At 67.9% G+C, this 19,518-nt stretch carries 22 protein-coding genes; 10 read left to right on the forward strand and 12 right to left on the reverse strand.

The window, feature by feature from the left end; genetic code table 11:
• Positions 1–106: 106 nt before the first annotated feature.
• Positions 107–769 carry a TetR/AcrR family transcriptional regulator gene (locus OHA40_RS28565; RefSeq protein WP_330229937.1) on the reverse strand — a complete coding sequence of 221 codons (663 nt, stop codon included), beginning with the start codon at positions 767–769 and terminating at the stop codon, positions 107–109.
• 416 nt (positions 770–1,185) lie between these two features.
• The gene (locus OHA40_RS28570) at positions 1,186–1,869 is read right to left on the reverse strand and encodes a TetR/AcrR family transcriptional regulator (RefSeq protein WP_330229938.1); all 684 of its coding nucleotides are present in this window, start codon (positions 1,867–1,869) and stop codon (positions 1,186–1,188) included.
• Between the two features lie 149 nt (positions 1,870–2,018).
• Between OHA40_RS28570 and OHA40_RS28575 the strand changes: the two genes are divergently transcribed.
• Both OHA40_RS28575 and OHA40_RS28580 read left to right on the forward strand, forming a co-directional pair.
• Positions 2,019–3,590: a succinic semialdehyde dehydrogenase gene (locus OHA40_RS28575; RefSeq protein WP_330229939.1), complete on the forward strand. Its 1,572-nt coding sequence runs from the start codon at positions 2,019–2,021 to the stop codon at positions 3,588–3,590.
• 33 nt (positions 3,591–3,623) lie between these two features.
• Positions 3,624–4,454 carry an SDR family NAD(P)-dependent oxidoreductase gene (locus OHA40_RS28580; protein ID WP_330229940.1) on the forward strand — a complete coding sequence of 277 codons (831 nt, stop codon included), beginning with the start codon at positions 3,624–3,626 and terminating at the stop codon, positions 4,452–4,454.
• Between the two features lie 101 nt (positions 4,455–4,555).
• Here OHA40_RS28580 and OHA40_RS28585 read toward each other — a convergent pair whose 3' ends face one another.
• Positions 4,556–5,740 (reverse strand): helix-turn-helix domain-containing protein, encoded by a 1,185-nt coding sequence (locus tag OHA40_RS28585; protein WP_330229941.1) that lies wholly within the window; start codon positions 5,738–5,740, stop codon positions 4,556–4,558.
• Between the two features lie 570 nt (positions 5,741–6,310).
• Here OHA40_RS28585 and OHA40_RS28590 point away from each other — a divergent pair.
• Both OHA40_RS28590 and OHA40_RS28595 read left to right on the forward strand, forming a co-directional pair.
• Positions 6,311–6,757 (forward strand): hypothetical protein, encoded by a 447-nt coding sequence (locus tag OHA40_RS28590; RefSeq protein WP_330229942.1) that lies wholly within the window; start codon positions 6,311–6,313, stop codon positions 6,755–6,757.
• Positions 6,758–6,772: 15 nt separating this feature from the next.
• Complete coding sequence (locus OHA40_RS28595; protein ID WP_330229943.1) at positions 6,773–7,207, forward strand: hypothetical protein; 435 nt, start codon at positions 6,773–6,775, stop codon at positions 7,205–7,207.
• A gap of 170 nt (positions 7,208–7,377) precedes the next feature.
• On the opposite strand, the gene OHA40_RS28600 is transcribed toward OHA40_RS28595, so the two are convergent.
• A complete protein-coding gene (locus tag OHA40_RS28600; protein ID WP_330229944.1) occupies positions 7,378–8,175 on the reverse strand; it encodes a putative protein N(5)-glutamine methyltransferase in 798 nt (265 codons plus the stop codon).
• Positions 8,176–8,264: 89 nt separating this feature from the next.
• A complete protein-coding gene (locus OHA40_RS28605; protein ID WP_330229945.1) occupies positions 8,265–9,137 on the reverse strand; it encodes a YdcF family protein in 873 nt (290 codons plus the stop codon).
• A 231-nt stretch (positions 9,138–9,368) separates the two neighbouring features.
• On the opposite strand from OHA40_RS28605, the gene OHA40_RS28610 reads away from it, so the two are divergent.
• The gene (locus OHA40_RS28610; protein WP_330229946.1) at positions 9,369–10,223 is read left to right on the forward strand and encodes a bifunctional 5,10-methylenetetrahydrofolate dehydrogenase/5,10-methenyltetrahydrofolate cyclohydrolase; all 855 of its coding nucleotides are present in this window, start codon (positions 9,369–9,371) and stop codon (positions 10,221–10,223) included.
• A gap of 65 nt (positions 10,224–10,288) precedes the next feature.
• Here the strand turns inward: OHA40_RS28610 and OHA40_RS28615 are convergent, their stop codons facing one another.
• The 3 genes from OHA40_RS28615 to OHA40_RS28625 form a co-directional block, all read right to left on the reverse strand.
• Entirely contained in the window at positions 10,289–11,032 is a 744-nt protein-coding gene (locus tag OHA40_RS28615; protein WP_330229947.1) for a hypothetical protein, read from the reverse strand.
• Positions 11,033–11,165: 133 nt separating this feature from the next.
• Positions 11,166–11,915: a L,D-transpeptidase gene (locus OHA40_RS28620; RefSeq protein WP_330229948.1), complete on the reverse strand. Its 750-nt coding sequence runs from the start codon at positions 11,913–11,915 to the stop codon at positions 11,166–11,168.
• Positions 11,916–12,092: 177 nt separating this feature from the next.
• On the reverse strand, positions 12,093–12,527 hold the full coding sequence (locus OHA40_RS28625) for a winged helix-turn-helix transcriptional regulator (RefSeq protein ID WP_330229949.1): 435 nt from the start codon (positions 12,525–12,527) through the stop codon (positions 12,093–12,095).
• 66 nt (positions 12,528–12,593) lie between these two features.
• On the opposite strand from OHA40_RS28625, the gene OHA40_RS28630 reads away from it, so the two are divergent.
• Positions 12,594–13,496 (forward strand): NADP-dependent oxidoreductase, encoded by a 903-nt coding sequence (locus OHA40_RS28630; RefSeq protein WP_330229950.1) that lies wholly within the window; start codon positions 12,594–12,596, stop codon positions 13,494–13,496.
• Positions 13,497–13,546: 50 nt separating this feature from the next.
• On the opposite strand, the gene OHA40_RS28635 is transcribed toward OHA40_RS28630, so the two are convergent.
• Complete coding sequence (locus OHA40_RS28635) at positions 13,547–14,206, reverse strand: cyclodeaminase/cyclohydrolase family protein (RefSeq protein ID WP_330229951.1); 660 nt, start codon at positions 14,204–14,206, stop codon at positions 13,547–13,549.
• A 150-nt stretch (positions 14,207–14,356) separates the two neighbouring features.
• Between OHA40_RS28635 and OHA40_RS28640 the strand changes: the two genes are divergently transcribed.
• Positions 14,357–15,394, forward strand: a complete 1,038-nt coding sequence (locus OHA40_RS28640; RefSeq protein ID WP_330229952.1) for an LLM class F420-dependent oxidoreductase — start codon at positions 14,357–14,359, stop codon at positions 15,392–15,394.
• A gap of 48 nt (positions 15,395–15,442) precedes the next feature.
• Here OHA40_RS28640 and OHA40_RS28645 read toward each other — a convergent pair whose 3' ends face one another.
• On the reverse strand, positions 15,443–15,781 hold the full coding sequence (locus OHA40_RS28645) for an STAS domain-containing protein (protein WP_330234420.1): 339 nt from the start codon (positions 15,779–15,781) through the stop codon (positions 15,443–15,445).
• Between the two features lie 281 nt (positions 15,782–16,062).
• On the reverse strand, positions 16,063–16,464 hold the full coding sequence (locus OHA40_RS28650) for a hypothetical protein (RefSeq protein WP_330229953.1): 402 nt from the start codon (positions 16,462–16,464) through the stop codon (positions 16,063–16,065).
• A gap of 282 nt (positions 16,465–16,746) precedes the next feature.
• Between OHA40_RS28650 and OHA40_RS28655 the strand changes: the two genes are divergently transcribed.
• The 3 genes from OHA40_RS28655 (at position 16,747) to OHA40_RS28665 (ending at position 19,002) form a co-directional block, all read left to right on the forward strand.
• On the forward strand, positions 16,747–17,838 hold the full coding sequence (locus tag OHA40_RS28655; protein ID WP_330229954.1) for an epoxide hydrolase family protein: 1,092 nt from the start codon (positions 16,747–16,749) through the stop codon (positions 17,836–17,838).
• A 206-nt stretch (positions 17,839–18,044) separates the two neighbouring features.
• Positions 18,045–18,650 (forward strand): hypothetical protein, encoded by a 606-nt coding sequence (locus tag OHA40_RS28660; protein WP_330229955.1) that lies wholly within the window; start codon positions 18,045–18,047, stop codon positions 18,648–18,650.
• Between the two features lie 100 nt (positions 18,651–18,750).
• Positions 18,751–19,002, forward strand: a complete 252-nt coding sequence (locus OHA40_RS28665; RefSeq protein ID WP_330229956.1) for a hypothetical protein — start codon at positions 18,751–18,753, stop codon at positions 19,000–19,002.
• A 21-nt stretch (positions 19,003–19,023) separates the two neighbouring features.
• Here OHA40_RS28665 and OHA40_RS34790 read toward each other — a convergent pair whose 3' ends face one another.
• Positions 19,024–19,503: an NAD-dependent epimerase/dehydratase family protein gene (locus OHA40_RS34790; protein WP_442943837.1), complete on the reverse strand. Its 480-nt coding sequence runs from the start codon at positions 19,501–19,503 to the stop codon at positions 19,024–19,026.
• Positions 19,504–19,518: the final 15 nt, after the last annotated feature.

A 19,518-nucleotide genomic window follows, 5' to 3' on the forward strand; every position in this document is an offset into this window, starting at 1 on the left:
TATGCGTACCGCCGTGCCTTCGCTCCGGCCGTGCGCGTTATGCGTACCGCCGTGCCTCCGCTCCGGCCGTGCGCGGCTGAGGACGGACTGCGTCCGACAGCGGCCACTATGCTTCGGTGCCGAGCGACGAGCGTGCCGTCGCGATCCGCTCGATGACATCGGCGGCATGTTCGTCGAAACGTTCCCGTGAGACCGGGATCTCGCCGTCGAGCCAGGGGCGGTAGAGGTAGGCCAGCGCGCCGAAGATGGCGTTGGCGTTGAGTGCGATGTCGTGCGCGTCGGGCACCGGATCGGCGTAGTCGCCCGCGCTGATGGTGAACGCGATCGGCGCGGTGAACAAGCCGATGAGCTCGTTCGCCCGCGGCATCAGCACCGGCGTGGCCTGTGACTCCACGAACATGATCCGGCCGCGGCGGCGGTCCTCCACCAGATAGTCGGTGAAGACGCCGACCATGTGGCAGAACATCGCGTCGCGCTCGCTCGGTGCGTTGGGCAGCTCGGTGAGCAGCCGGTCGCGCGCGCCGAGGACCACGGTGTCGAGCACGGTCGTCAGCAGCGCGTCCAGATTGGGGAAGCTCTCGTAGAAATAGCGCTCGGTCAGCCCGGCCTGCCTGCATACGCCCCGCATCGACGTCTCCGCGGCGCCGATGGTGGCCATCAACTCCGTACACGCCTCGATCAGTTGTTCCCGGCGTGCGGCGACGCGGTCGGCGGGGGAGAGTCCGCGCCAGCGACGCATACCCGGAATCGACCCGTCCGCTTCGACCATGGCGTCATCCTCTCACAGCAATCGAATTGACATCATGTGATGTTGACAGCGGTTGATGTCATCAATAGATTGCCAGGACACACGATGGAATGCACGAATCGACGCCGATCTGGGCCGCGGTGTACGTCTGCGGCCCTGGCGCCGTTGGCCGAGGCCGCGCGTGTCGTGCTCGTGCTGCACGACACGGCGGTCTCGCTGCACACCGAGCGGTGGTGATTGCCCGTGCACGATGCGGGCGAATCCCTCGCCGAGGGGATCGGGCCGCCGCAATGGGAGCCCGACGCGCTGCTGTGGCGTGATCAACGTGGTGCTGGACGGCAGGCTCGCGCGCGACCCGCGTGTGCGCGACCCGATCCACCGCGTCGAACAGCGCAGGACCGACAGCCACCCGGTGCCGCGCTGACCAGCGGTTCCGCCTACGGTTCGGCGGGAAATATCGTTGGCAGCGTGAGCGCGTACTCCAGATCGGTCCGGGTGCCGATGGTGGTGAGCAGCACTCGGATCATCGTCAGGCGTGCGGCCGCGACAGTGTCCGCGTCCGGTTCGGCACCGGGTGCGGTGCCCGCGGAGATCCGGTAGACCACGTACTCGCATAGATGCAGTGCGGCGTCCAGGTCGAGCGGGCTCGGGACGGGGCGGCCCAGCTCGGTGAAGGTCTCGCGCACCAGGGCGCGGATGTCGTCGAGTGCCCGCTCCCGATACGCGGACACCGGCGAACCCGGATCGTGCAGCTCGGCGAACAGCGGACGCAGCATCGGACCATGCCCACGCGCCCAGTCCAGGTAGGCGTCGATCAGCCGGATACCCAGCTCGACCGGCTCGTCGGTGCCGGTCAGCGCCGCGCGGATGCCACCGACCAACCCGTCGTTGGAGCTGTCCAGCACCGCGAGCAGCGGTTCGGTCGCATTGCCGAAATAGCGGTAGAACGTCGGCCGCGCCAGCCCCGCCTGTTCGATGATCTGCGCGACGCTCAGCCCACGGGAACCGGTGCGGGTGAACACTTCCGCGGTGGCGAGCACGATGCGGGCGCGCACCTCCTCGGCCTGTTCCCGGGTCTGCGGCGGCCGCCCGCGCCGCGCGGTCGTGGTCTCAGCGGACATCGTGCCGCCTCACAACGGCGCTCCCGGCATACCTGTGTCCCACGACGAACAGCTTGACACGAGGTGTGACATAGACATTAATCTAACATCACTGTTCATTAAATGGTGGTTGCGTGCGGCGCAGCCCACCGTTCTCGAGAGGGCCGATCATGACGACCGCCTCCCAGTCGGCCACCGCCGACGCGCTGCCTTCGTCGCTGGTGCGGCCGCTGCTGGCACACGCCGTCGCGGGCGGCGCCCCCGCGGTCGAGGTGTTCGCGCCCGCGACCGGCGCGAAGATCGCCGACCTGCCGCAGTCCTCCGCCGCCGACATCGAGGACGCGTTCGCGACCGCGCGGGAAGCGCAGCGCCAGTGGGTGCGGCGGCCGGTCCGGGAACGGGTCGCGGTGCTGCGCCGGTTCCACGACATCGTGCTCGCCGAACAGGACACCATCCTCGACATCGTGCAGACCGAGACCGGTAAGGCGCGCGCACACGCCTTCGACGAGGTCGGGGACGTAGCCGTGAACGCCAGGTACTACGCCTCGGTGGCCGACCGGCTGCTGGCCACTCGCAGACCGCGCGGCGTGCTTCCGGTGCTCACCCGGGTCGACGTACGACACCGGCCCAAGGGCGTGGTCGCGGTCATCTCGCCGTGGAATTACCCGCTGGCCTTGGCCGTCTCGGACGCACTGCCCGCCCTCGTCGCGGGCAATGCCGTGGTCGCCCGCCCGGACAACCAGACCGCGCTCACCGCGCTGTGGGCCATCGACGCCGCTGTCCGCGCCGGGTTGCCGCGCGGACTCTGGCAGGCGGTGCTCGGCCGCGGGTCGGTGATCGGCGGTGCGGTGATCGCTCGCGCCGACTACGTCGACTACACCGGCTCCAGCGCGACCGGCCGGACCATCGCCCAGCAGGCGGGCGAGCGGCTGATCGGGTACTCGCTCGAACTCGGCGGCAAGAATCCGCTGCTCGTGCTCGCCGATGCGGACGTGTCCCGTGCGGCCAAGATCGCCATCCGTGCCTGCTTCGCCTCGGCGGGGCAGCTGTGCGAGTCGATGGAGCGGATCTACGTCCACGACAGCGTCTACGACCGTTTCGTCGCCGAATTCGTCGGGCACGTCGAGAAGCTCGAGCTCGGCGCCGGGCTGGATTACGACAGCGACATGGGATCGCTGACCTTCCAGCGGCAGCTCGACACGGTCACCGCGCATGTCGACGACGCGGTCGCGAAGGGCGCCACCGTGCTGGCGGGCGGTCGCGCTCGCCCGGATCTCGGCCCGTACTTCTACGAACCGACCGTCCTGGCCGGAGTGCGGCCCGGGATGACCGTCCACCGCGAGGAGACCTTCGGTCCTGTGGTGTCGATCTACCGGGTGAGCAGCGACGACGAAGCCGTCGAACAGGCCAACGACACCGCCTACGGCCTGAATGCCAGCGTGTGGACCAAGGACACCGCCCGCGGCCGCGCGGTCGCGGCGCGGATCAACGCGGGTTCGGTGAACGTCAACGAGGGCTTCATCGCCGCGTGGGGCAGCGCCGACGCGCCCTCCGGCGGGCTCGGCATCTCCGGCACCGGGCGCAGGCACGGCCCCGAAGGACTGCTGAAGTACATCGACACCCAGACCATCGCGGTGCAGCGGGTGCTGCCGATCGCGCCGCTGCCCGGCATGTCCGAGGCGATGTGGGCCAAGACCATGACGCTGTACTTCGGCGTGATGAAGACGCTGCGGCAGAAGTAACTCGCACGACTCACGGATCAGGAAAAGACACGGATGAAACTGAACACGGTTGCGGGCAAGCGGGTCCTGGTCACGGGAGCCGCGATGGGGCTCGGCAAGCTGTTCGCCGAGCGTGCGGTGCGCGAAGGCGCCGCGGCGGTGGTGCTGTGGGACATCAACGAGGCCGCGCTGAAGGAGACCGCCGCCGAACTGGCCGGCCTCGGCGGCACCGTTGATCACCACGTGGTCGACGTGTCGGCGTCCGATGCGATCGCCGAGGCGGCGGCGACCGTGCGCGACCAGGTCGGCGGCATCGACATCCTGGTGAACAACGCGGGCATCGTGCGCGGCAACAGCTACTTCTGGGAAACCGAGAATCGCGCCGACATCGACAAGACGATCGCGATCAACTCGCTCGCCCCGATGTACGTCACGCTCGAGTTCCTGCCCGCCATGGTCGCGGGCTCCACCGAGGCGCGGGTGCTCACCATCGCCTCGTCGGCGGGCCTGGTGTCGAATCCGCGCATGAGCGTCTACGCCGCGTCCAAGTGGGCGGCGCTGGGCTGGTCGGACTCGGTGCGCATCGAGCTGGAGCAGGCGGGCCACGACCACGTGAAGGTCACCACCGTCTGCCCGACCTACATCAACACCGGGATGTTCGATGGCGCCAAGGGATTCCTGTTCACCCCGATCCTGGAACAGCAGGATGTGGTCGACACTTCGTGGCGCGAGATGAAGAGCGGCACTCCATTGGTCGTGCTGCCCTGGACCTCCCGCCTGAACAAGGCGATCTCCGGTTTGCTGCCGATCAAGCTGCGTGACCTGTTCCTCGACACGGTCGGGGTCTACCACTCGATGGACGAGTTCACCGGCCGCAAGAAGTAGGGCGGCACAGTATGTCGCGTCCCTGCCCCGCCGGGTCTCCAGGCCGTACGGGTCGGTGACGCGTTACCGGGCGAGGAGAGAGATCACCAGCCCGCAGCGTCCTATTTGACGTTGGCCCACTTGGCGAAGTTCGCCAATGCGTCTGCGCTGCGCCGTGCGCGTGCGAGCACCCGCACGGTCTCGTGCACCTGAGGGTGGTTGCGGGTCAGCTCCGGCGCGATCTTTCGCGCCTGTTCGAGGCTGGTCAGGGCACGCTGCTTGTCACCGTGCAGCAACCATGCGCGAGACACGTCGATCCAGTGATGCCCGGCGCGGGAGGGTGCGACCGACGCCGGTAGGCGTACTTGCCCTGCGCGGGATACGGCCGTGGTCCCATCGGACAGTTCGACCGGTACAGCGACGAAATGAATGTCGACGTTCGGCAGATCGAACCTGGTCCCGTACTCCTGATACCGGTCAGAGCTGATCGCCTCGCCGATCCGGCGTGCCTCCTGAAGATGTGCGTTGGCGGTATCGGCGTCGAGCGCACGGGCCGACAGTATCGACCCCCGCAGGTGCAACGCGCCCCGCACCGCGAGGACCTCCGGTGTCGTGGGCAGCTTCTCGCTGGCGGCGTACGCGCGCTCAACGATCCGCAGCCCACCGGCGTACGCGCCGGAGTACAGCAGGATTACCGCGCGATGATATTCCGCCGCGATCGGCCACGCCGGGTCACCACTGCGTTCAGCGGCCCACACGCAGCGCTCGGCGGCCAGCCCGGCGAGATCGAGGTAGCCGTACCGGTAGGCGATCGATGACGCGCTGTTATAGGCATAGGCGAGCGTCGAATAGATCGCCGCCAGGCGATGCTCGGAAGGCTCGTCGCCTGCGAGCACATGCAAACCGTGGATCACGTCCGGCAGTTCGGCGATGCGGTCACCGTACCGACCCCGGTGCCTGCTCTCCCGGACCCGATGCAGCGCCCCAGTCAAATCCTCGAACCTCACTGGCCCGGTGAGTGGTTCATCGTCGAACGCCAGGATCGAGCGTCGCAGTCCAGGGATGGCGGCGTGTGCCGCAGTGTCGACGCGCACTGGGGCATAGGGCTGCCCGGTCAGAGCTTCGACGTTCACACCCAGCGCTCGGGCCACGGCCGCGATGAACGCGGGCGAGGCGGGGCGGTCGCCTCGCTCGACCTTGCGCAGCAGCGACATCGACACGTTCGCCTTCTGCGCAAGCTGTGGCTGTGTGAGCCGAGCGAGCTTGCGCGCCCTGGCGGTACGTTCCCCGATCCCGGCGTCGTCCATGTCTCCACGGTGACACAGGTTGTGGCCGTTCGCAGTCAGCTCGGCAGACAAGGTGGATACCGGCCTCGCCGCCGGGTTGATCCGATCCTTCATCGGTTCCCCGGCGGCGGGTGCCTTACCAATGGCAGGCGATCAGGAGGGGTGAAGCGGTGGGATTCAACTGGTGGAGGGAAGCCGAGCCGGATGACACATCGGCGCAGGCAATCATCGACCGAGTGCAGGACGAGTGGCGAGCTGAACGCCGCCGCGAGCGTATCCGGGCTGAGCAGCCGACCGAGCCCGCCGACGCTCGGCTATGGCCGAGCGGCTGGCCCCACGAGAAACCGGATCATTCGCTCAGCGTGCCCGAAGCTCACGCCACCATGCAACGCCATCGCGGATGCCGCGCCGACCTGTGCCCGCGAAAGGCAGCCGCGCGGCAAGTGTTGATCGACGCCGGGCGCATGGTGCCGGACACATCGCGAGAGTACTGAAGATCTTGGCTGGAACCAGATGACGCTGTGGCGCATCCGAACAAGTACGCGGATTCGGAAGCGGTTCCGCCGCAAACTAACTAATCGAGGGGATTCAATGAACACACGCAAGATCACCATCACCGCAGTTCTCGTCGCTGCGACTCTGGCCGCGCCGGGACTGGTACCGGCCATCGCCGAGGCCGCGCCTGGAAACGGGAACACGACGTGCCACGTGGAGGCGAACAACCCGCACCATTCGAAGGGGTCGCCCGGATGGATCGTCGGCAAAGGCCGCATCTCCTGCACCGCCGACATCGACTCCTTGGAAGTATTCGTACAGCTCGAGAAGAAGACGAACGGAAGTTGGGTGTTGGTCGGAACTACAGGGCATCAACCGGTGACTGCGCCCCGCGCGAACGAGAAGTACACAGCCCAGGGACAGGTACCGTGCGAAGCGGGCGAATACCGGACCGCCGCGCGGGGTGGCGGGGTGTATGGCGGCCGGCCCTCCAAGTCCATGGCATGGCAGTATTCAGGAACTGTTACCAATCCCTGCGGCTGAACGAGGAGCGCAACGGTGAGCCAGCATGGTGGCTGGGATGAACTGGTCGTCGGTCTATGTGACCTGGCGGCGAAGTACGACGCCGAGACGTTCCTCTACGCCGACGTGGTGGTGCTGACATCGCGTAAAGCGAAGCAGGGCAATGATTCCTGCTCTATCAGGGTCACCCGTTTCGATGATGAGGCGGCACGAATAGAAACCGGGTGGTGCTTCGACATGGTCTGGGACTACGTCGCTGATGACCGCAGTCGTCCAGTTCCAGCGCTCGGCGTGGTCGAAGCGATCTGTTCGGGCAATGCAGAAGAACGCTGCCTCATCGACAGCGAAGGCCAGTGGGTCGGGATTCACCTCAACGCTTGGGCTCCGAACGGCGACCGGTGGCAATCTCGATCCGGCGATCAGGTAGGCGTCACACAAGAAGTCATACGACGGTTTCCCCGCTGGAACTGATATGAGGCCAGCTCGCAGAAGGACGGGTGCCGACGCCCTGGCCCGATTCGCGAAGTGGGCGCACCGGGCAAACCAGTAGCCCCACCAGGGCCGACGTCGTACCGGTGTTCGGACCACATGAGGTAACCCGGCGAGTTGCCCATGTGTGTGCGCGATCAGTCGTCGCATGCTCAGGGACGAGTTCCGATCACGACGGTCGCGTAGTGCTCGCCGGATTCCGCGACGCGGCCCGCGAGGCCGTGCTTGCTCAGGATGGCGAGCGCGAGCGGCGCCTGTTCTTCGCTGGACTCGACCAGCAGGTGGCCGCCCGAGGCGAGCCAGGCGGAGGAGTCGGTGGCGACGCGGCGGAAGGTGTCGAGGCCGTCGGATCCGCCGTCGAGGGCAGTGCGCGGTTCGTGCTCGCGGGCCTCGGGCGGCATCTGCGCGATCATCGCCGAGGGAACGTAGGGGGTGTTGCAGAGCAGGATGTCGATGCAGCCGCGCAGTTCCTCCGGCAGGGCCTCGAACAGATCGCCCTGGTAGACAGGGGCGCCGAGCGGGGTGAGATTGCGGCGGGCGCACTCCACCGCGACGGGATCGAGGTCGGCGGCCGCGAGGGTCACCGTGCGGCCCTCCGCCGCGACGATCGTGGCCGCCGCCAGGCCCAGAGCGCCGGAGCCGCAACACAGGTCGACCACCATCGGGTGACCCGTCCTGGTGCGGATCAGCTCGACCGCTTGGTCGACGAGGAACGCGGTGCGTTGCCGCGGCACGAAAACGCCGGGGGACACCGCGACCCGCAGCCCGTGGAACTCGGCCCAGCCGAGCACATGCTCCAGCGGGGTGCCGGTCACACGCTGGGCGACCAGGGCCGGGAGAGCGGCGCCGGTCTCCGCGGCGGCGGCGATGAGCAGTCGCGCCTCGTCCTCGGCGAACACACAGCCCGCCGCGCGGAGTTGGGCGACCACATCGGTTCCGGCTGACGTCACCGCGCCATCCTGCCGCGTGCACGCGTGATTCCGCCAACGGATTTCCACGACGATCGGGACCCGCACCCGCGGGTGCGGGTCCCGATCCGTCAGCGTCCGGTACTCAACTGGAAGGTACGCGTGGCGTCGAGGTAGATGCCGCGCTGCGACGCTCTGCCGGGCGGGGGTAGCTGTGCGACCAGTTGCTCCAGCGAAGTCGTAGCTCCGACGACCCGGGTGCCCGCGACGATGAAGTCGGCGACGGCCCGTCGAATGTGATTGGGCGAGGTGACCACGATCGCGCTCGTCGCACCCACATCCCGCAGCATCCGCGTGCTGAACAGGGCGTTCTGCACGGTCGAGCCCGCACCGCTCTCCACGTGGATCCGCGCCGCAGGCACACCGTGGGCGACCAGCCAGTGGCGCATGGCCTCGGCCTCGCTGATGCCGTTCTGCGGATTGCCGCCGGTGACGACGATCGGCGAAAACGGTGCGGCGATCGACTGCACCCACGCGGCGGTGAGCCGGTTCACCAGTTCCGGGCGCGGCGACCCGTCCGGGAGCAGGCCGTAGCCCAGCACGACGATGCCGGTCTGCGGCCCGGCCAGCGCGGGCAGCGGATTCGGCAGGGTGCCGACCGCGGCGCGGACGGCGCCGAGCACGTTGTCGGTGCCCTGCGCCATGCCCGGATCGATGACGCGCAACCGTGCCATGGCATCGATGAGCGCGGGCAGGTCGCCCGCGTAATCGGACCAGATCGCCTGCAGGGAGAGCGCTTCCGCGTCATTGGGGTCGGCGCCGATGAGGGCGCGCAGGTCGGCCCGGCCCGCCGCGTCGTCGCCGTTGGCGAAGTGGCGCTGGGCGGAGTTGTAGAGGGCCGCGGTGTCCGGTGCGGCGTGTGCGGGAACACCGGCCAGACCGGTAAGGGAGAACGCGGCGAACGACGTCGCGACGAGCAGTTTCACATGCCTCGAGATCTTCACTACAGTCGACACCTTTCCGCTGAGGAACGGGTTGGCACGCACTAGCAGTCAGCTGGGGCAAACAGAGATCACGATACGGGCGATCGAACGCGACATAAGGGAACTGCCGGGCGGATTCCGCGCTGGTGTTGCGTGTGTCCACCTGGTAAGACCCCCGACAGAGGTGGGCAGACGGCCCGGCGCGGGGCGGCGACGGAGTTCGGGCGGACGCGCCCATTAGGCTGTGTCGACGTGGATACCGTTTCGCTGTCCGGCAAGGAACTCGCCGCCGCCATCAACGCCGACACCAAGGCCCGCGCCGCCGCACTCACCGAGGACGCGGCCGCGCCGCGTCTCGCGCTGATCGTGGCGAACGACGACCCGGCCAGCGCCTGGTATGTGAACTCACTCCGCAAGGCGGCCGAGCGGCTCGGGATCGCCTGCGACACAGTCGATCTCGGTGCGGACGCGACCGTGGCGGCGATCCGCGCCGAACTCTCCGCCCGCGGCGAGGATCGTGGCACCGACGCGATCATGCTGCAGACCCCCCTGCCGGCCGGCGTCACGCTCGACGACGTGAGCTCTGCGATCGTCGCGACCAAGGACGTGGACGGCGTGAGCCCGCTCTCGCTCGGCCTGCTCGCGGCCGGGCTGGACGGTTTCGTACCCGCCACCTCCGAGGCCGTGGTGGAACTGCTCGACCACCACGAGATCCCGCTCGCCGGTCGCCATGTCGCGGTCGTCGGCCGCTCGAACATCGTCGGGAAGCCGCTCGCTCAGCTGCTGCTGGCGAAGGACGCCACGGTCACGGTGTGCCATTCCCGCACCGCCGACCTGGCCGCCGTCACGGCCGCCGCCGACGTCGTCGTCGCCGCAGCGGGCCGCATCGGTCTGATCTCCGGCAAACACATCCGCGAGGACGCGGTCGTCATCGACGTCGGCACCAACGAAGCGCCCGACGGCAAGATCGTCGGTGATGTCGAGGCGGACTCGGTCCGCGGCAAGGCCGCAGGCCTGAGCCCCGTTCCGGGCGGCGTCGGTCCGGTGACCACCGCCCTGCTGATGCGCCACGTCGTCACCGCCGCCGAAACCAGCCGCCAGAACTGAGTGCTCGCCGCCCTCGTCACCGCACACGGCGGCGTCTCGCGCGGACCGAAACGGCGCGCCGGGGTTCACCCGCGACTGATGGCGCTGATCAGGGTGCGGTTGCCGTCCTTGGTCGTGGTGACGATCTGCGGGTTGTAGGTGACCGGAGGTTGTCCGGGGCGATGCTCGGTGACGACCACGACGTACTGGCCTGCGAAAGCACCGGGGCTGATGGCCACGCAGTGGGTGGTCCCCGCGGGAATGGTGTCGATGCCCCGCTGGATGGCGTCGGCGGTCTGCACGGCGGCGTCGGCGGTCGTCGTGCTACGGACCTGATCGCCGGAGCGGACTACGTAGTAGGCGTGCTGAAAGGCGAAGATCACCGCGGGGCCGGAATCGAAGCCGCCCACACCGTTGCCCTGGATCCGGTTGCCGACCCGCTCGGCCGCGCACTCCGTGATCGGCGTCGCCGCCGAGGCGGCGGCCTGGGCGGACGGCGCAGGCCCGGCCGGCTGTCCGGAGCCGCCGGTACCGAACTGCAGGTAGGCGGCGAAGATCAGAGCGGCGACGCCGAGCGTGCCGAGCAGCGGTATCGCCCACCGCCGCTTCGGACGCGGCGCGCGCGAACGATCGATCAGTCCGGTGAATCGGTCTTCGTAGGGTGCGAACTCGGGTGCCGGTGCGGGCCCAGGTGGCGGCTGCGTGGCGGCGGGTAGCTGGTCGACCCAGGTGGACCACTCACCCTGATAGTCCTCGCCGCCCACGCGCGGCTCGCCGGGCCCCTCCGGTCCGCCCCGGCCACCGCGGTCGTAGCCGGGTCGAGCGCTCATCTCCGGTCGATCCATCGCCCCACCCTTCATCAGGTCCCCGTCAGGTTATCCGCAATGCCACGATGCGGGAACGCGGTGCCGCGTCCCTACGCCGAGCCGCACGCACAACGGAGAATACTGCCCGGTACCCGAATCACCAGTGTGTGACCACCGGGTCTCCGATACCGATGGTGTGATAGACCCATTGAGCGTCATCGGGGGCGAGATTGATACAACCGTGGCTGACGTTCGCGTAACCCTGCTGATCCATCGACCACGGGGCGGAATGGATGAAAACGCCACTCCAGGTGAGGCGTTCGGCGAACTCGCCATTGATGATGTAGCCCTCCGGCGAGCTCAGCGGAACGCCGATGGTGCGGGAGTCGAACACGATCGAACGGAACTTCTCCAGGACCGGCCACGTGCCCGACGGTGTTTCCCAGCCCGGCTTGCCCATCGAGGCGGGCATGGTCCGCACGACGGTGCCGCCGATGGTGACGGTGAACGTGTGCGCCGACATGTCCGCGTCGCCGAAAACGCCTGCGTTGGTCCGGAACTCCGTGCGTGTGCCGCCGACCGAGACGACGATGTGGGCATTGGCGGGCAGGAACCCGGTCGGCGTCCACACCGCTTCGCGATCGCCGGTCCACGCGAGCGTGCCCGCGAGTGGCTGGGTCGTTCTGATGTCGATGGATTGTTCCGTGCGTGCGCGATCCGTCACGGGCGCGGCGAAACGAATGGTCACGGGATGAGCGACACCCACCACTTGGCCGTTCGCGGGTCCGATCGCCGCCACGGCAGGTGCCGATGGCCGTGCGATCGTCGCTGCCGCCGCACCCGACCCGACCGCGGCCAGTGCCACGATCACGGTCGCGAGGAACAGGTACCGAATAGCGCTCCTCATGGCGTCCACCCCTTCGAGATGGTGTGGTAGGCAATGAAACATTCTAGGCCCCCATGATCAACTCGGCCACGGATGAATTCGGTCCGCGGTCGAGTCGTAGTCGGAGGATTCGCCTACCACTGGTCGCCTACCCGTTCGAGCGGGAAGGAAACCGGCGTCGGCGCCGCGGCGACTCGGTCAGCGGGCGGATCGCATGGGCAGCGGCTCCGGCTCGGTTGCCGACCGAGCGTCGAATTCCGCTCGTGCGGCGAGGATTTCATGCTGGTGCTCGACGGCCCAGACGCCCATGGCGTGGCTGAGTGCACCGATGCTCGAACCGAGTTCGGTGAGGGAGTACTCCACCCGCGGCGGCACCGTGGGATAGACCGCGCGACGCACGAGTCCCTCGCGTTCCAGGTTGCGCAGCGTGCGGGTGAGCATCTTCTGGGTGATGCCGTCCAGGCGGCGGCGCAGATCGTTGAAGCGGATCGGCCCGTCGTTGTCGCGCAGGACGCTCAGCACGAGCATGACCCACTTGTCGGCGAGGACGGCCAGCACTTGCCGGGCGGGACAGTGGTGCAAGTAGCTCTCGACCAGGGTGGGCGCGGTGGACCAGTCGCAGGCAGTATCCATTGGGTACCTCGATATCAAAAAGGTGCCTTCTTTCCAGAAGGTACCAGGCTCTCGCAGAATCGTCGCATGCTCGCAATCACGCAGAACGCGTTCGGAGGTCCGGAAGTTCTCCAGGTGGCCGAGGTCGACCGGCCGCGACCCGGCCCGGGGGAGGTGCTGGTGCGGGTCGCCGCCACCAGCGTCAACGCGGCCGATTGGAAGGTGCGCGCGGGGCTGATCAGCGCGCTCGGTGATCCGCCGCTGACGCTGGGACTCGACGTCTCGGGTGTCGTCGACGAGCTCGGTCCCGGCGTGGAGCGCTTCGCGGTCGGTGACCCGGTGTACGGCATGGTGTTCGGCGGCGCCAATGCGGAATACGTTATGGCGCAGGCGTCCACGCTGGCACCGATACCGAGGAGCGTCGACTTCGTGCAGGCGGCGGCGCTGCCGACGGCGGCGCTGACGGCGTGGCAGTCGCTGGCCGCGCTCGGGGCGGGGCAGCGTCTGCTCGTGCACGCGGCCGCGGGCGGCGTGGGTCACCTCGCGGTGCAGATCGCCCGGCACCGCGGGGCGTTCGTGGCAGGAACCGCACGCGCAGCCAACCACGAGTACCTGCGTTCACTCGGCGCCGATGAGGTGATCGACTACACCGCAGTCGATTTCGGCACCGCGGTCCGCGACGTGGACATCGTGCTCGACTTGGTCGGCGGCGAATACGGTTCCCGCTCGGTCCGTGTGTTACGTCCCGACGGCAGATTGATCGACGCCCAGGGTTCGGATGCGGAATCCGACCCGCGTTACGAGCGTTTCTACGTCGAGCCGTCCGGCGTCTCGCTGCGCGAGATCACCACCATGGTCGAGCGCGGGCATCTGCGCGCCATGATCGACCAGGTGCTGCCGCTACCGGAAATCGCGAAGGCGCATCGGATCAGCGAATCCGGACGGGTGCGCGGCAAAATCGTGCTGGTCGCCTGGAACCCGCCTGCATGAACGAGCTACCGCCGCGCCGATGAGTTCATCGGCGCCCGGGGAGCGAGGGACTATTTGCGTACCGCATGCACGACGTCGGCGTGCAGGGCGTCCGCGCGAGCGGTCAGCTCCTCGATGCGTACCAGCACGGACGCGAAGCGATCGCCCTCGGCCGCGGGCAGCGACGCCAGGTTGATCTCGATATTGAGCTGCGAGCTGGCCGCGGCGGCACAGCAGGCGTCGGCGGCGGCGCCGATATCGGTGACCACGTTCGGGTTTCCGATCGGGAACAGTTCCGCGGCCAGCGAGAGCACCTCGTCGGCCTCGTCGACGACCGCGGTCGGCACGCGGGCGGCCTCGACCAGTGCGGCATTGATCGCCGCGGTGCGGGCGGCGCGGTCCTCCGGAGTGTCCTTGGGCAGCTTGTAGGCGGCGCCGACGGCCAGGAACGCGGCGGCGTCGGCGTCAGCGAGTTCCAGTGCGCGCTCGCGTGCGGCGTCCGCGGCCTCGATGATGCGATCGACCACGGGACGGTTGTCCGCGTCCTTTGTCCGGGTGGTGTAGCGAGCCACCATCGCCACCAGCGCGGCGGCCTGCGCGGCGTGCAGCGCGGCCACCGCGCCGCCGCCCGGCGCGGGAATCTTGGCGGCCAGATCGCTCAGGTACTGCGCGAGGGTGACCTCGCCGAAGGACGGCGCAGTGTCCGTTGACGACGTGCTCGGCTGCGACACGGGGATGTTGCCTTTCGTTCTACGGCGAGAGCGGGACTACGGTAGACGCTACCTCGTCGCACCGGCGGATCCGGCTGCGACCACGCCTTGACGGGCGTTCCCGCGTGGCCGGTGCGCGGGCGCTGCCTACTCGCCGTTATGTTGAGTGCCATGCGGATCGGATTGGGCATCAACTACTCGGGGGGCTTCAAGGAGGCGGCGGCGGAAGTCGCGGACCTCGAGCGGGCGGGTCTGGACATCGTGTTCGTGCCCGAGGCGTACTCGTTCGACGCGGTGAGTGCGCTCGGCTACCTGGCGGCCAAGACCACGCGTCTGCAGCTGGCCTCGGGCATCCTGCAGATCTACACGCGCACCCCGAGCCTGACCGCGATGACCGCGGCGGGCCTGGACTTCGTCTCCGACGGCCGCTTCCTGCTAGGCCTGGGTGCGTCGGGTCCACAGGTGATCGAGGGCTTCCACGGCGTGCCCTACGACTCGCCGATCGGCCGCACCAGGGAGCTGGTGGAGATCTGCCGGAAGGTGTGGCGGCGCGAGCGCCTGGAATACCAGGGCAAGCACTACCAGATCCCGCTGCCCGCCGGGCAGGGGACCGGCCTGGGCAAGCCGCTCAAGCTGATCAATCACCCGGTCCGGGACCGTATTCCGGTGCTGCTGGCCGCGCTCGGCCCGAAGAACGTGGAGCTGGCCGCCGAGATCGCCGAAGGTTGGCAGCCGATCTTCTTCCTGCCGGAGAAGGCGCGGCAGATCTGGGGCGATTCGCTCGGGGCGGGTCTGGCGAAGCGCGACCCCGCCCTCGGTGACCTCGACGTGTTCGCCGGCCCGGCGCTGGCCATCGGGGAGAACGTCGAACCGCTGCTGGAGTTCGTGAAGCCGCACCTGGCGCTCTACATCGGCGGCATGGGCGCCAAGGGCAAGAACTTCTACCACGCCTTGGCCACGAAGTACGGCTACGGCGCCGAGGCCGACCGTATCCAGGAGCTGTACCTCGCCGGAGAGAAGGAGGCCGCGGCCAAGGCGGTCCCGGACGCGCTGGCCCGCGACATCTCCCTGGTCGGTCCGGCGGGCTATGTCAAGGAGCGGGTCGCGGCCTTCAAGGAGGCGGGCGTCACGGTCTTGAATGTCGTCCCGATGGCGGGCACCGCCGCCGAGCGGGTCAAGCTGATCGAGCAGCTGCGCGAACTGGTGTGAGCGAAGCCCTCGCCGCCGTCGCAGGATGCGACGGCGTCGAGGGACGGGTCAGCTCTGCCGGAGCGCCGCGAGCGCGGCGTCCAGTGTGGAATGTAGCGCGAACACCTGATCCAGGCTGGTCATCTTCAGCTGGCGGCTGGTCGCCGGGCCTTCGGCGACGACGGCGATCGCGGTCGTGGTGCCCGCACGTTGATGGGCGGCGACGAGCGTTGCCATGCCCGCCGAGGCGAGGAAGCTGACCGCGGTGAGGTCGATGATCAGGGCCGCGGGTTTGCCGCTGAGGATGGCCTCGATCGCGTTCTCCAGCGCCGGGGCCGTCGCCAGATCGACCTCCCCGGCCACCGTCAGTACCGTCGCGCCGTCGTGCGCCGCGACCGTGGTGGTCATCGTGTCCGCGAGGGGATACGCGTCTCCGGAAGTGTTGGTCACCTTCTCACCACACACAAATTGTGGTGAATCCGCAACCTCGGAGTGTTCATAGCCTCACACAGTACATCGAGGGCGCGAGCAGGCGGAGGTCGCGGAGGTCGCGGCGCCGGCGGATGACGATGGCTATACGCGAGCGGATGCGCCTCACTCCCGCTCCATCCACGTCAGAGTGATGTACCGGATCCAGTGCGCACTGAGACCCAGCGCGGCGGCCCACGGCTAATGGGCGCGCATTTCTGTCACCGGGTCGAGCCGCTGGGCACCTTGGGAGCGTTCGGATTGTAGATCACAGCCTTGAAATACGTGATGCCGTCCGGCTCGGTCGGCATCACGTTGTGCCGGGGTGTCATATTGCTGTCCGTGACGAACGGTGGACAGTCCACGCCCGCGACATGCGCGGTCTCGTGTGGCCGGACGACCACGTTGAAGGGGGTTTCGGTTTTCCATCCCGTACTGATGACTCGGCAATGCTGCCATGCCTCGACGAGATAGGTGTCGTTCGTGTCGTTGCGGCAGGTGGTGTCGGAACATGACACGCCGGGTGGGAAGGGTTGAGCATGTGCCTGCGGGGCCAGCCCGGCGGCGGTAGCCGTGCACACGGAGCCCGCCATACCAGCGACGATCAGAACTCGTTTGAACATGTCACTTGTCTACCTGATCTTGGAGCGAAAGTCGCTGACAGCAGGCAGCATTCGATCAGGCTGTCAAGCGCCGCCGGATGGCCCGCATAGATCCACCGAGCCATATTGTTGGTGTCGCCAACGTTTGATATTGTTGGCCTCGCCAACGATATGAGGAGTTTCATGCACGGGCTCATCCGATGCGCCGGCCTCGCCGCAATCACCCTCGCACTCACCGTGTCCGGGTGCACGTCCCCCACACCCCCCACTGACCGCCACCCCACCACTGCCAGGGAGACCACCGTGAACCCGACCGCCATCACTCCATTCAAGATCGACATCCCCCAAGCCGACCTCGACGACCTGACCGATCGCCTTTCGCGCACCCGTTGGCCCAACGAGATCACCGACGCCGGGTCGGACTACGGCTTCCCACTGGCACGGCTCGAGCAACTCACCGAATACTGGCGCACCGACTACGACTGGCGTGAGCACGAGGCCGAGCTCAACGAGCTTCCGCACTTCACCACCGAAATCGACGGCCAGAACATCCATTTCGTCCACGTCCGGTCTTCGAAGCCGGATGCGCTCGCGCTGATCCTCACCCACGGCTGGCCGGGTTCGTTCCTGGAGTTCCTCGACGTGATCGAGCCGCTCTCGCGCGACTTCCACCTGGTGATTCCGTCCATCCCGGGTTTCGGCTTCTCCGGGCCGACCCACGAGCGCGGCTGGGATATCGTCCGGGTCGCGGGGGCCTGGGCTGAGCTGATGCGCCGTCTCGGGTATGAGCGCTACGGCGCGCAGGGTGGCGACTTCGGCTCGGGCATCTCCATGGCGCTCGGCGCGGTGGCACCCGAGCACGTCGTCGGGGTGCACGTCAACTACCTGCCGACCCGGCCGGACCCGGACGCCGACATCGAACTGTCCGAAACGGATGAAGCTCGACTGGACAAGATCAGGCAGTTGATGGCGAATCGTCCGCCGTACCAGGCTCTGCAGGCCCTCACCCCGCAGACCATCGGCTACGCGCTGACCGACTCGCCGGTCGGCCAGCTGGTCTGGATCGCCGAGCGCTTCGCACAGTGGACCGACCCTCGCTCGCAGATCAGTGACGAGCGGATGCTCACCGACGTCTCGCTGTACTGGCTGACCGCCACCGCGGCTTCCTCGGCGCGGCTGAGCCGCGAGGCTCCGCGACGCATCGAGCCGTGCCCGGTACCGGTTGGCGTTGCGGTGTTCGCACACGACATCACGCAGTCGGTGCGACCGCTGGCCGAGCGGCTGTACGACATCAGACACTGGTCGGAGTTCGAGCGCGGCGGCCACTTCGCCGCGATGGAGGTCCCGGACCTGTTCGTCCAGGACGTGCGCGACTTCTTCCGGTCACTGGGCTGATCACCGTCTTCCCGGAAACGGTGCCGCCGTTCACGTGGGCCGCACGACCCACACACCGGACCGAACCAGCTGGGGCAGGTCAGCACGTGTGACGGAACGAACACCGCGGTCGTGGCGGCAGCATGAACCAGTCGTCGCTCCGGCTCGTGGTACTGGGCAACGAGATGCGTTGTGCGCCTCGTCGAATAGTGATGGAGGTTCGATACATGGGTTCAGCCAGGCGATTCCAGCGTTCCGGAGTGGCGGTCGCGGCGACGGCGATCGCGCTTGTGGGTTTGCTGAGCGGGTGCGGCAGCGAGAAGGGCGCCGAGCCCGCGGCGCAGGCGGCATCGCCGGCCACCGCGTCTGCCGCGGTCGAGCCGGTCGCCGGGCAGGCTCCCGCGGTGGCGAAGACGCAAGGTTGGCTGAAGATCTACAGCGGCCAGGCCTCAGCCGGAACCGCTAATGCGGTGCAGCTCGACGTGACCAGCAATCCCACTGTGGGGAAGTATGTTTCGGACGGGGCAGGGCGGTCGCTGTACCGGTTCGACAAGGACACCGCGCAGCCCTCGGCATCCAACTGTTCCGGGCAGTGCGCGGTGACCTGGCCGCCGCTGACGGTGGCTCGCGGTCAAGTGCTCTACGCGTCGGGTGTCGACCCGCAGCTCGTCGGGTTCATCGAACGTGCCGACGGTGCGTGCCAGATCACCATCGGGGGTTGGCCGGTGTACTACTTCTCGAAGGACAGCAAGCCGGGGGATCTGCTCGGCCAGGGTGTGGGCGGGACGTGGTTCGCGGTGGCTCCGAACGGTGGCAAGGCTTTGTCGAAGTGATCCGCTGACGTGGTGGTTCCCTCGAGTGTTCCGGCGAGTTCGATCCGGCCGGTGATGCCGAGGCGGGGTAGATGCGATACAGGTGGGAACCGATGGTTCGGTGCGAGAGGTAGAGCTTCTCGTCGAAGGTGTCGCGAGCCGCGCGCAGCGGTTCGCGACACCTTCGACATTCGGCGCCGGCGGCGCAACCGACGGCGAACGCGCGGTTGCGGCGTATCGCGGATCCGAGCTGGAAGCCGTTGTTGCCGTTCAGGTTTCCGAGGAGGCGATCACCGCCCTGCATGTCGTTGTCGATCCGGAGAAGCCGGCCTACGCCCTCGCGCACCGGGCACGGGACGCGGCCCGAGAGTGATCAGGAACAATGCGATCGAACTCACCGCACCGACGCCGAGCACAGCGAGCAACAGGTTGGCTTCGGCTGGGGCCGAGTGCTCGGCGACGGAATGCCGGGGCGCGGGGCGCGCCGACTGAGCACTCGGACCTCCCGATCCGTGCTGATCAGGCGATCGACCACGGCCCGCCCAAGTCTTCCGGTTCCACCTGTCACCAGCACCGGCTGCATCATGTCCTTCCTTTCTCCGCGGTCCCGGCGTTGACGGTGGCCGCACGGTATCGGCGTACACAGTTGAGAGCCGGCTATCGGGGTCGAATGTGACAGATCCCGGCATATGCGATGCACGACACATTTCGTGAGCGAAGATCTTCGAGGACGCGTTGAGTGACGATGTGGGTTGAGTGACGTGTCCTGGAACCCGACCGCTGCGAACTCGGGATCTGCCCCGATCCGCATCGGGGCGATCACATCACCCAGCCGTTGGGACCGATGTCGTTGTCCGGATCGGGTACTCAGCATTGCGCTGGTCACCAC

The sequence above is a fragment of the Nocardia sp. NBC_00508 genome (assembly GCF_036346875.1).
GTDB lineage: Bacteria > Actinomycetota > Actinomycetes > Mycobacteriales > Mycobacteriaceae > Nocardia.